10 protein-coding genes are annotated in these 12,007 nt (G+C 71.5%); 7 read left to right on the top strand and 3 right to left on the bottom strand.

All coding sequences use genetic code 11. From position 1 onward, the window contains the following. The first annotated feature begins 25 nt into the window (after positions 1–25). The 6 genes from IE207_RS25700 to IE207_RS25675 are packed head-to-tail and all read left to right on the top strand — an operon-like array spanning position 26 to position 8,031. Complete coding sequence (locus IE207_RS25700; RefSeq protein ID WP_190186682.1) at positions 26–619, top strand: DUF6817 domain-containing protein; 594 nt, start codon at positions 26–28, stop codon at positions 617–619. Beyond that, positions 616–3,744: a non-ribosomal peptide synthetase gene (locus IE207_RS25695; RefSeq protein ID WP_229873989.1), complete on the top strand. Its 3,129-nt coding sequence runs from the start codon at positions 616–618 to the stop codon at positions 3,742–3,744. Before IE207_RS25700 ends, IE207_RS25695 begins: the two co-directional genes overlap by 4 nt. Then, a complete protein-coding gene (locus IE207_RS25690; protein ID WP_229873987.1) occupies positions 3,738–4,757 on the top strand; it encodes a TauD/TfdA family dioxygenase in 1,020 nt (339 codons plus the stop codon). The genes IE207_RS25695 and IE207_RS25690 overlap by 7 nt, the downstream gene beginning before the upstream one ends. After that, positions 4,754–6,037 carry a phenylacetate--CoA ligase family protein gene (locus IE207_RS25685; protein ID WP_190186680.1) on the top strand — a complete coding sequence of 428 codons (1,284 nt, stop codon included), beginning with the start codon at positions 4,754–4,756 and terminating at the stop codon, positions 6,035–6,037. Before IE207_RS25690 ends, IE207_RS25685 begins: the two co-directional genes overlap by 4 nt. After that, positions 6,037–7,269: an aminotransferase class V-fold PLP-dependent enzyme gene (locus IE207_RS25680; RefSeq protein WP_190186679.1), complete on the top strand. Its 1,233-nt coding sequence runs from the start codon at positions 6,037–6,039 to the stop codon at positions 7,267–7,269. Before IE207_RS25685 ends, IE207_RS25680 begins: the two co-directional genes overlap by 1 nt. 33 nt (positions 7,270–7,302) lie before the next feature. Continuing rightward, entirely contained in the window at positions 7,303–8,031 is a 729-nt protein-coding gene (locus IE207_RS25675) for a thioesterase II family protein (protein WP_190186678.1), read from the top strand. A gap of 751 nt (positions 8,032–8,782) precedes the next feature. Here the strand turns inward: IE207_RS25675 and IE207_RS25670 are convergent. Genes IE207_RS25670 through IE207_RS25660 form a run of 3 tightly spaced genes read right to left on the bottom strand, consistent with a single transcriptional unit; the run spans position 8,783 to position 10,910 of the window. Continuing rightward, a complete protein-coding gene (locus tag IE207_RS25670; protein WP_190186677.1) occupies positions 8,783–9,649 on the bottom strand; it encodes an ABC-2 membrane transporter-related protein in 867 nt (288 codons plus the stop codon). Further along, complete coding sequence (locus tag IE207_RS25665) at positions 9,646–10,512, bottom strand: ABC transporter ATP-binding protein (protein WP_190186676.1); 867 nt, start codon at positions 10,510–10,512, stop codon at positions 9,646–9,648. Before IE207_RS25665 ends, IE207_RS25670 begins: the two co-directional genes overlap by 4 nt. Beyond that, positions 10,509–10,910: a GntR family transcriptional regulator gene (locus IE207_RS25660; protein ID WP_190186675.1), complete on the bottom strand. Its 402-nt coding sequence runs from the start codon at positions 10,908–10,910 to the stop codon at positions 10,509–10,511. The genes IE207_RS25665 and IE207_RS25660 overlap by 4 nt, the downstream gene beginning before the upstream one ends. A 350-nt stretch (positions 10,911–11,260) precedes the next feature. On the opposite strand from IE207_RS25660, the gene IE207_RS25655 reads away from it, so the two are divergent. Continuing rightward, positions 11,261–11,896, top strand: coding sequence for a VOC family protein (locus IE207_RS25655; protein ID WP_190186674.1), 636 nt, complete (start codon positions 11,261–11,263; stop codon positions 11,894–11,896). The last annotated feature ends 111 nt before the right edge of the window (positions 11,897–12,007 follow it).

The raw sequence follows: 12,007 nt of genomic DNA, 5'->3' as shown, positions 1-12,007 counted from the left end.
ACACCACACAACCGAGGAAGAGCGAATGCTTGACACAGAGCACTACCGAGACGATCTCGTGCAGCTGGGGCTGCACAAGGTCGCGCACCAGGACGAGACGCTCCTGGACCACATGTTCCGGGCGTGCGCCATCCTCCAGGACATGAAGGCGGGAGACCACGTCTGCATGGCCGGACTGTTCCACGGCGTCTACGGGACCGAGGGGCTCCACAACGACAACGTCGAGTCCATCCCGGAGGACAAGCGCGTCGAGGTCCGTGCGGTCGTCGGACCCCGCGTGGAGGAGATGATCTACCGCTTCTCCGTCATGAACTACGCGTCGCTCGGCAAGAGCTTCCGCAACATCATGCGTCCGAAGGGCCAGCCGGCCCTCAAGGACCGCAGGACCGGCGAGGACATCCCGCTGGACCGGGAGCAGTTCGAGGACCTGCTGCGCCTCAAGCTCGGTGACGTCCTGGCGCACATGCCGCAGCAGGTCAGTCACTCCCACCTCAACCTCCCGGCCGAGTACGCGGGTTTCTGGCAGATCGCCGCCGAATACCTCGGCCAGGACGCAGTCGACACATGGAACAAGTACACCAAGGGGCAGTTGTGGATCGAACCGGAGCCGAGCCGATGACCCAGACCTGGGAGGGCTTCCTCCTGTCGAAGCAGCAGCAGCACGTCCTCGGCCTCGACGGCGGCGGGGACGGCGGCCGCAGGGTCGCCGGGGTGGCCCTCGGCTCCGCCCTCGACCCCGCCGTGCTGGCGGACGCGGCGCGGGACGTCGCCCTGGCGCACGAGAGCCTGCGGACCGCGTACCGCCGGGTGCTCGGCGAGAACAGCGCCGCCTTGATGGTCATCGAGGACGAGCCGCGGGTCCTCGTGTCGGAGCGCTCCGGCGACGACGCCGCGTTCACCGCGCTCGTCCGCGACGAGGCCCGGGAGCCGGGCACCACCGGGGACGGCGCGGGCGCCGTCCGCCTCGTCCTGTTCACCCACACCGACGGGCGGCACTCGCTCGTGGTGTCGGCCCCCCGGCTGAGCATGGACACCGTCTCGGCGGACGTCTTCCTGCGGGACCTGCGGGACGCCTGCGCCGCACGCCTGGCAGGCTCGCCCTGGACCCGCGACGACGTCGTCCAGTACGCCGACTACGCCCAGTGGCAGGCCGAGGAGGGCGCGCCGAGCCCGCGCCAGCGCGAACTCGCCGCCGACCGCGCGGCCGCGGTCGCGGCCCTGCCCCCGCTCAACCTGCCACTGGAACTGCTCTGTGACGACACGGACCGCGCCACCCTCGAATGGACCGTGCCGGGGCCGCTCGCCGAGCGGCTGCGCCTCCTCGGCCAGGACTGCGCCGGCGGTCTGCGCACCGTTCTGCTGACCGGCTGGTTCACCGGCCTGTGGCACGCGGCCGGCCGGCCGGAGCGCCTCGCCGTCAACGCGCTGATCGCACGCCGCCCGTTCCAGGAGATGCAGACCTCGATCGGCCTGTTCGAGACGCCCGTACCGGTCCTCGCCCAGGTCGGGGACGAGACGACCCTCGGCGATCTGCTGCGCGCCGTGGACCTGGAACTCGACACCTTCGAGCAGGCCGACGAGTCCTCCATGGACCCGGCCTGGCAGCACGTCGCCCACATCCCCGGCTTCTCCTTCCACGAGGCCGCGGCTTTCACCGCGGGCACGGCGCCGGTCTTCTCCGGCCCCTGGACCGAGCCCGCCGACCACGCCCGCAAGGTCGCCCTGGCGGTGCGCGCCACGGACGGGGAGATCCGTATCGCCCTGCGCCACCAGACCCTCGGCATGGCCCAGGGCGGCGCCGAGGCGCTGCTGGTGTGCCTGCGGGCCGCCCTGGCAGCGCTGGGCTCCGGCCTCGGGACCAGCGTTGCCACCCTGGCCGTGCTGGACGAGCAGGCCGCGCGCGAGCTGGTGGCGCTCACCAACCCGCAGCAGCCGCCGCAGCGCCCGGCCGATCACTGGCACCGGCAGGTCGAGCGGAGTGCGGAGCGGACCCCGGACGCGGCCGCCCTGCGAACGGCCACCCGCACCTGGAGCTACCGGGACCTCGACCTGGCCGCCAACCGGCTGGCCAACGAGCTCCTGGCGCGCGGGGTGCGCCACGGCGCACTGGTCGGCCTCTGCATGGAACGCTCCGACCTGGCCGTCGTCGCGATCCTGGCCATCGCCAAGGCCGGCGCCGGCTACGTGCCCATCGACCCGCACCTGCCGGCCAAGCGCCGCTCGGCCGTCGTCGACGCGGTCGGCTTCGGCCACGTCGTCGCCACCCGGGAGACCGCCCCGGCCCTCCCCGCGGAGTGCGACACCGTCCTCCTGGACGCGGAGCTGACGGTGTGCGCCGGCCGCGACGACGCGCGTCCGGACGTCGCGACCTCCGACGACGACCCCGCCTACGTCATCTTCACCTCGGGATCCACCGGTACGCCCAAGGGCGTGCTGGTCGGCCACGGCCAGCTCGCGGCCTACCTGGACGGCGTCCTCGACCGGCTGGAGCTGACCGGACCGGTCGACTCGGTCGCCCTGAGCACCCTCGGCACCGACCTGGGCAACACCGCGCTGTTCCCGCCGCTGGTCACCGGCGGCGCACTGCTGGTCGTCGCCCCGGAGGTCTCCGCGGACGCGCAGGCGCTCGCCGAGCTGCTCTGCGCGGAGAACTACGACCTCCTCAAGATCACGCCCTCGCACCTGGAGGCCGTCTTCACCGTGGCCGAGGCGCCCGAGCGGCTGATGCCGCGCCAGGCCCTGGTCGCGGGCGGCGAACCGTTCGGCTGGGGCTGGTACAACCTCTTCGAGGGCTACCTGGGCGAGTGCCGGCTCTACAACCACTACGGGCCGACCGAGACGACGGTCGGCGTCCTGTGCGGGCGCGCCCGCGCCGCCGACGACCTGGCCGCGCTGGCCTCCAGCGTTCCGCTGGGCACACCGATGCGCCACGCGCGGGCCTACGTCCTCGACCCACACCGCCGGCCGCTGCCGGTCGGCGTTCCGGGCGAGCTGTGGATCGGCGGCTCCTCGGTGTCCCAGGGCTACCTGTCCCCGACCGAAGAGCAAAAGGAACGGTTCGTCACCGACCCCTTCGTCACGGACCCCTCGGCGCGGATGTACCGCACCGGCGACAAGGTGCGCCTCCTGCCCGATCTCACGGTGGAGTTCCTCGGCCGCATCGACCGCCAGATCAAACTCCGCGGCTTCCGCGTGGAACTCGGCGAGATCGAAGCCGTCATGCGCCAGCACCCGCGGGTCACCGGCAGCCTCGTCGTCGAGGCCGGCGAAAGCACGGGCGCCCACCTCGTCGGCTACCTGATCGACACCGAAGGCGGCCGCGGCTCCGCGGAGTGGCTCCGCGAGTTCCTGGCCGAGCGCCTCCCGGACTTCATGCTGCCCGCCCACCTCGTGGCACTGGACGCCTTCCCGCTGACCAGCAGCGGCAAGATCGACGCCTCGATGCTCCCCGAGCCGGGCTTCTACACCCAGGGCTCCGAGTCCTACGTCGAGCCCCGCACCGCGACCGAGAAGGCCGTCGCCGCCATAGTGGCGCAGCTCCTGCTCCTCGGGCAGGTCGGCGCCGACGACGACTTCTTCGAGATCGGCGGGCACTCGCTCCTCGCCACCCAGCTGGTCGCCAGGGTGCGCGACGAGTTCAAGGTGGCTTTCAAACTGCGCAACCTCTTCGAGTTCCCCGTCGTATCGGAACTCGCCGAGTTCATCGACCAGCTCCTGGAGAAGAAGGAGACACAGGCGTGTTGACCCGAACCAGCGGAACCGGCCCGAGCGACCGTTTCACCCGAACGCGGCGGTCCGTCGCCGTCAGCAGCCAGGCACTGGTCCGCACCGCCCCGCTGCTCGACGGAACCCGGGCCGTGTCCTGCACACCGGCCGTGCCCGGACTCGACGCCCGGGAATGGCTGTCGACCTCCGGCGACACCCTGGCCCGGCTGAGGGACGAGCACGGCGCCGTCCTGCTGCGCGGCTTCGCCCCGCTCGACGCCGCCGGCCTCGCGGAACTCGTCACGGGCCTCGATGGAGGACTGCGCGACTACGACAACCGCTCCACTCCGCGCCGGCGCGTCGACGGGAACGTCTTCACGTCGACCGAGTACCCGGCCGACCAGACCATCCCCCAGCACAACGAGATGTCGTACGCCGACTCCTGGCCGGCGACGCTCTTCCTCACCTGCCTCGTCCCGGCCGCCACGGGCGGCGAGACCCCCGTCGCCGACAGCGCCCGCGTCCACGCCCGGCTGCCGCAGGCCACACGCGAGCGTTTCGAGCGCCACGGCGTCATGTACGTCCGCAACTTCGGCCACGGCATGGACCTGAGCTGGCAGGAGGTCTTCCAGACCCAGGACCGCGCCGAGGTCGACGCCTACTGCGCACGGCACGGCATCGAGGCGCAGTGGCTGGGCGGCGAGCGCCTGCGCACCCGCCACGTGGTGCAGGCGACCCTCAAGGCCCGGGCGACCGGCGAGAGGGTCTGGTTCAACCAGGCGCACCTCTTCCACGTCAGCTCGCTGCCCGCCCACGTCGAGAGCGAACTGCGCGCCGACTTCGCCGAGGACGAGCTGCCCCGCAACGCCCTGTACGGCGACGGCACCCCCTTGGACCCCGAGGACCTCGCCCACGTCCGGGCCGCCTACGCCGCCGAGGAGATCGCCCTCCCCTGGCAGGCGGGCGACGTCATGATCGTCGACAACGAGCAGTTCTCGCACGGCCGGAACCCCTACTCCGGCGACCGCCGCGTCCTGGTGGCCATGGCATGAGCGAGCCGAGCACCTTCGAGGCCGTACGCGAAGAGATCGCCTACGCCTACGACAACACCGTCTTCTTCCGCAAGCACATGGAGGCCAGCGGCCTCCTCCCGGCGGACATCCGGGAACCCGCTGACTTCCTGCGGCTGCCGCCGACCTCCAAGCCCCACTACCGGCGCAACTTCCCCGCGGGCGTGCTCGCGAAGGGATACACCCTCAACTCGCCGCACGTGATGCGCTTCCAGAGTTCCGGTACCTCCGGCGAACGGCTCAACAGCGCCATCCTCTCCTACGACCTGGCGCGCCGGCAGGCCTCCGCCCTCGGCGTCAACCGCCGCTTCGACGAGCTCTGGCGCCCCGGCAGCCGCCCCAGGATCTGCCGCTTCGCGCCGCCGAACTGCTCGGACGTCGAGTGCGCGACGGGTTTCTCCACCATGGAGGACCGGATCCTCGCGGACGGCACCCTCGTGCTGACCGTGGCCCACGACCTCCTGGCCACCCCGGAGTGGCAGATCGTCAAGGCCCTCGACGAGATCGAGCTGTACGAGCCCGACCTGCTGGTCGTGGACCCCACGCACTTCGCGTTCCTGACCCGCTGGGCACGCAGGCTCAAACGCACCATCACCTCGCCGCGCCGCCTGCACATGGTGTGCGGGTACACCCTCATGACCCGGGTGGCGCGGCGCCAGATCGAGGAGTTCATGGGTCCGGACCTGCCGGTCGGAGACATGATCGGCATGTCCGAGCTGGGCTACCTCGGCTTCGAGTGCCACCACGGCAACCGCCACGTCAACGACCGCGACTTCCACATGGAGTTCATCCGGGACGGCCTGCCCGTCGCGTACGGCGAGACCGGCGAGCTGTACGTCACCACGGTGGACGACGGCCTGGTGCCGCGCATCCGCTACGCCACCGGAGACCACTTCACCCCCCTGGAAGGCCGCTGCCCCTGCGGCAGCGACCTGCCGCTGGTGCGGATCGAGGGCCGGGCCACCCACATGATCCGGCTGACGGACGGCCGGACCGTCACGCCCGGCGCCGTCGACGCCCTGGTCGGCGAGGCCCCCGGCATCGACCTCTACAAGCTGGAACAGGACCGGACCGGTGCGTGCACCTTCCGGTACATCCCCAACGCCGCGGCGGACCGATCGCAGAGCAGCGCCCTCGAACACCGCCTGACCGAGGCCCTGGCACCGAACCCGGTGCGGTTCGAGGCCGTCGACTACATCGCCGGCGAGCGGAGCGGAAAGTTCCAGCCGGTCGTCTCCCAGATATCCGCGGAAGGTGCCTGATGATCGTGCGAAACAGCTACCGGGAAGACTTCCCCGCCCTGCGCCGGGAGATCGACGGACAGCGGATCTCCTACCTCGACAGCGCGGCCACCACCCTCAAGCCCGATGCCGTCATCCGCGCCATCACCGAGTACTACGAGACCAACGGCGCGAACATCCACCGCGGAAAGCACCGCCTCTCCGAGGAGGCGTCCGACGCCTACGAGGCGTCCCGCGTGCTCATCGCGTCCCACATAGGCGCCGCGGCCAACGAGGTCGTCCTGACCCGCAACACCAGCGAGGCCCTCAACCTCGTCGCGCAGGGCCTGGAGCTGGAACCGGACGCCTACATCGTGGGCTGCATGGACGCCCACCACTCCCAGATGCTGCCCTGGCGACGCGCCGGCCGCCTCGCCCTGACCCGCGTCGACGCCGACGGCCGGCTCGACCGCGACCACTTCCGGGAGCTGCTGCGCGAGCGGCCGAAGGTCGTCGCCCTCACCCACTGCTCGAACGTCACCGGAACCGTCCACCCGGTGGCGGAACTGATCGCCGAGATCCGTTCCGCCACCGACGCGGTCATCGTCCTCGACGCCGCGCAGTCCCTGCCCCACCAGCGCCTCAACGTGCACGAGCTGGACGTCGACTTCGTCGCCTTCTCGATGCACAAGATGCTGGGCCCCACCGGGGTGGGCGTCCTCTTCGGCCGCAGCCGCCTCCTTTCGGCACTGCGCCCGCTGACCGTCGGCGGCGGCATGGTCGACTGGGTGGACCTCGACGGCAGCGTCGACCGCCGCACGCCCTACAAGTTCGAGGCCGGCACACCGGCCATCGCCTCGGTCATCGGCTCCGGCGCGGCGATCCGCTACCTCGAAGCCCTGGACCCCGCAGCGCTCCACCAGCACGAGCGGGACGTCGCCCGGGCGCTGGTCGGCGGCGCGCTCACCCGCCCCGGCGTCCGCCTGATCGGACCGCCGAACCTCACCGACCGCATCGGTCTGGTGAGCCTGCGCCTGGAGCAGGGCGTCCCGACCGGCGACGTCGCCCGCATGCTGAGCGACTCGTACGGCTACATGGTGCGCAGCGGCCACATGTGCTCGCAGCCGCTGGTCACCGGCCTGGCAGGTGGGGAGATCCTGCGGGTCTCCGCCTACCTCTACAACGAGGTCGCCGAGGTCGAGGGCTTCTACGAGGCACTGGACGAGCTGCTCGCCTGCATCGGTCCCGCGGCGGTAGTCGGCGCCCGCCGCTGAGCGCGGTCAACCATCGAACGACAGAGGTGTCACATGTCAGCCCCGAACACCCTGACCCTCGTGTGCTTTCCGCACGCCGGGGGCGGGCTGGGACGATTCCGCAGCTGGCGGGAGGAACTGCCCGACGGAGTGGAACTGGTCCTGCCCACTCTGCCGGGCCGCGAGGGACGGCTCTTCGACGAGCCCTTCCCGGACGTCGCCGCGGTGAGCGAGTACGCGCTGCGGTCGCTGTCCGAACGCATCGCGGCCGGCGAGCGCCTGGCGTTCGCCGGAATCAGCTACGGCGCGCTCGTGGCGTACGACGTGGCCGCGCGGCTGGAGGCGGCCGGCAAGCCGGTCGAGGCCGTGTTCGCAGCCAGCCAGCGGGCCCCCTCCACGCCCCTGCCGGCGATCAACTGGCGCTCGATGGCCGACGCGGAACTGCTCACCGAACTCGCCGGGATCGGCGGGCTGAGCCCGGACCTGGAGGGGGAGGAGGAGTTCCTCGAACTGTTCCTCCCCACCATCCGGGCGGAACTCCACGCGAGCGAGAGCTACCTCAGGCCCGAGTCCCACGAGCGGCTGCGGTGCCCGGTCTTCGTCTACCACGGCGCCGCGGACTCGGCGATACCGGCGGCCTCGACCCTCGCCTGGCACGACGAGAGCGACCGCCTCACCTCGCGCAGCCTGCCGGCCGCCCACTTCCTGACCGGACCGCACGAAGAGGACCTCTGGTGGCAGGCGCTGCGCCAGGACCTCGCCCAGGTCACGACCGCCGTGTGACGGACTGCGGGGGCGGCCGCCCGGCCGCTCCCGCCGCCGCGGCGGTTCCCCGCGTCAGGACCTCTGGTGCCGGCCCGCGGGCCTCCTTTCGTCATCCGCCCTGCCAACGGACCGCGCCACCCCGGCGTGGCCGATCTGCGTCCATTCGGCGAACCACCAGGCACCGGTGATCACGACCCCCCACACCAACCCGCCGAGCAGAGCCCCCCGCCACGATGCGTGCTCACCCCAACGTTCCACTCCTGCCAAAGCCATCCAACTGACCACGAGCACCACTGCCGTCCGAACCCGCCGATGCCTGAACATGCGCCCCTCCTACCCCGACCCCGTGCGGGGTACCGGCCCGGACGGGATGACGTCGGCGGAGGAACGTGTCATCGTCGTCCGGCTGCTCTGACGCTGCCCCGGGGAGGGTCGCGCGGGCGTTCTGCCCGTAGGGCTGGGCTCCGACGCTGGTGTGGTTACTGATCGCGACGCTGTTCGAGACCTCGGCGGACACCAGGACCGGCTATGACAGCCCGTCACCCCCTGCTGGCCACGCCGCCCGGAGCGGCCCCGACCGGCCCCGTCCGGCAGCCCCCCGGCGACGCCCCACCCCACTGACACCCGCCCCTCGGACTGATCCCCGCCGGCCCGGCGCCTCAGTGAGCCGCCCCACGTCTCGCACGGCGCCGGCGTCGGGATCCCGGGTGCAGGGGTGTCCGATGCCCGCTCCTGGCACTGTCCTCCTTACCTCAGGCACGGGGGTCGGTCAGCGGTGCCGGCGGCGCAGCAGCGCGAAGGCCGCGACGATCGCGGTGGCGGCGAGGGCGAGCACGATCGCGCTCTCGACCAGTTGCAGCGGCCAGAAGTGGGACTCGGGGTGATGAAGGACGGCACTGAGATCGACCGGACCGGAGAAGATCCCCGCGTCCCCGCCGCGCGAGGGGCCGTCGAGGGCGGGCCAGAGCCGGGGGCGGATCAGGACGAGGGCCCCCGTGACGATCCCGACCATGGTGACGGCCGCGGCCATGGCGGGTACCGTGCGTCCGATCAGCAGACCGGCCATGGCGCCGACCGCGATGCCGAGGAGGGCATAACTCACCGACACCGGCCCGATCAGCTGGTAGACGGGGAGTTCGTTCCACTGGAGCGGGTACCAGGTGTCCAGCGATTCCCGCCGGACCCAGGCGGCCAGGAGAACGAACGCGGGCAGGACGAGGAGCGCGCCGGCGGCCGGTACCGCCAGCCTGGCGGCGAGCCAGCGGGCCGGACTGACCGATTGGGTCCACTGCAGCCGGTAGGTGCCCGATTCCAGCTCGCGCCCGACCAGCGGGCCCGCGACGAACGCGCCGAGGACCAGGGGCAGTACCCCCATTCCGAGCCCGATGTAGTGGAACATCCTGTTGACGTACAGGCTGCGGGAGAGGAAGCCGCGGACTCGGATACCGCATCCGGGCACCGTGTTCTCCACCTTGCAGCCGGTCGCAGCGAAGTCCTCTGCCAGTGACTGGACGTACCAGCGGCCGGCGGGCAGGGCGATGGCGGCGAGCAGCACGAGGGCGAGAGCCGCCCACAACACGCGGCGGTGCAGGCCGATCGTGACTCGAACAGGGCCGCGCAGGTCCAGGAGGGTCATGCCGCAGCCTCCATGGCCGTGGTGAGCAGGGCCGGGACGCCCGGGGCGCCCAGATGGGCGAGCACCAGCTCTTCCAGGGTGGGTTCCTCCACCTGCCAGCCGCCGCCGTCGGTACTCACGGGCCCTTCCGGACGGATCAGGGCGGTGAGCCGGCGCCCGGTGGCGCGTGCGGTGACCACGGTATGGGGGGCCAAGTCGCTGATCGGGCCGGACACCAGGGTGTGGGCCTGCAGGAGATCGTCCACCGAGCCGCCGAGCCGGACGCGTCCGCCGTCGATCAGCAGCAGGTGGTCGCAGGCGTCCTCCAGCTCGGAGAGGATGTGCGAGGACATGAGGACGGTGGTGCCGTCTTCGGTGGCCGTCGCCAGCAGAGCGCCCATCAGTTCGCGGCGCGCGAGCGGGTCCACGTCGGACAACGCCTCGTCCAGGAGCAGCAGCGTGGGCCGTTTGCCGAGGGCCAAGGCCAGGGCCAGCCGGGAACGCTGGCCCCCGGACAGGGCGCGGACGCGCCGGGCCGGGTCCAGACCGCCGCCCTCCACGACCTTGCCCGCGACGGCCGCGTCCCAGCGGCCGGGATTCAGGTCGGCGCCCATGCGCAGGGTTTCCGCGACCGTCAGTTGCGGATGGAGCGGCTTGTCCTGCGAAACATAGGCGATGGCCTCGCGGGGCGGGGTCGTCAGGGTGCCCTCGGTGGGCTTCAGTACGCCCGCGGCCAAGGCCAGCAGTGTGGACTTGCCGGCCCCGTTGGGGCCGATCAGGGCGCATATGCGACCGGCGGGGAGCCGGAAGGAGCAGTCCCTCAGGGCCCAGCCGCCGCGGCGGAACCTCCGTCCGAGGCCGTGGGCTTCGATGGCTGCGGTCATTCTTCGTCCCCCTGGTTCGGTTCACTGTCGGATCCGCTCAGTACGGAGGTGAACAGTGCGGTGATGTCGTCCTGCTCCAGGCCCGCCCGCCGGGCCCGTACCAGCCACTGCGCGAGCTCGGCGCGCAGCGCGCCGTCTGCCGCTTTGCCCTCGCCCAGCGTCCGGCGGACGAAGGTGCCGAGGCCCCGGCGGCCCTCCACCAGGCCCTCACGTTCGAGTTCCCGATAGGCCTTCAGCACGGTGTTGGGGTTGATGGCGAGGGCCTCGACCACCTCGCGGGCGGTGGGGAGCCGGTCTCCCGGCTCCAACAGCCCCAGGCGCAGAGCCTGTTTGGTCTGCTGCACGATCTGGAGATAGGTGGCCACACCACTGCGCCGGTCGATGCGGTATTCGATCACGGCCGGTCCATCACCCTTTCACTACGGAAGTAGTGAAAGGGTGATGCGCGGAAGCCCGACTGTCAAGAGTGCTCATCTACCGACGCCTAGTGCAGTGTGCCGTGGCGGTGTCTCGACTGTGACCCGTCGGGTCTTCGGTTCCGGTATGCCTGCCGACGAGATCTGGCCGGAGGGGATCCGGTGGGACCCGACCGCTCGACGTGACGGCGCTCAGAAACGACACTGCCCAGGAGTCAGGGGCGGCTGATGACGATGATCGATCCGCTCCACGGCTGAATCCACGGCGGACGCGGCCGGGGCGGCGGGCGTGGCGCAGGGATTCGTGCGGTGTGGCAGGTGATGATGGCGCAGTGCGACTTGATCACGTGTCCTATGCGGTGGCCCGCGACAGCTTCGTGTCGACCGTCCAGTGGATCGGATCGGCCCTCGGCGCCGGGTTCGTCGACGGGGGCGTGCACCCGCGGTTCGGCACCCGCAATTTCATCCTCCCGCTGAGCGGCGGCACCTACGTCGAGGTCGTCACCACACTCGACCACCCCGCCGCCGACCGCGCACTCTTCGGTCAGGCGGTCGCGCGCCGCGCCGCCGAGGGCGGCGGCTGGCTCGGTTGGGTGGTCTCCGTCGACGACATCGCCCCGGTCGAGGGCCGCCTGGGCCGCACCTCGGCCGAGGGCCACCGTGTCCGCCCCGACGGGTTCGACCTGAGGTGGAAGCAGATCGGCCTGCTGGAACTGCTGGAGGACCCGCAACTGCCCTACTTCCTACAGTGGTTGGTCCCCGCCGAGGAGCGCCCGAGCGCCGACCCGCGCACCTCCACCACCATCCACGGCGTCTCCATCGCCGGCGACGCCGCCTCCATCGCCGAATTCCTCGGCGAACCGGCCGACCACCCCCTCGACCAGATCGACGTCACCTGGGTCGAGGATGAGGACCCGGGTCTGGTCTCGGTCGAGTTCGCCACCGCCCACGGCCCGGTCACGATCTGACCACGGCCCCACTGCCCCGCGGGAGCAGCCGGCCGGGCTCTCCTGGCCGGCGCGTCTCTCCTTGATGGGTCGCTCGGTTGACCGGGTGCGTCTGCGGGCTGATCACCGCCG

The sequence above is a fragment of the Streptomyces cirratus genome (assembly GCF_014650775.1).
Classification (GTDB): Bacteria; Actinomycetota; Actinomycetes; order Streptomycetales; family Streptomycetaceae; genus Streptomyces; species Streptomyces cirratus.
The sequence above is the reverse complement of the archived record's forward strand: the minus strand, read 5'-3'. Positions and strand labels throughout refer to the sequence as shown.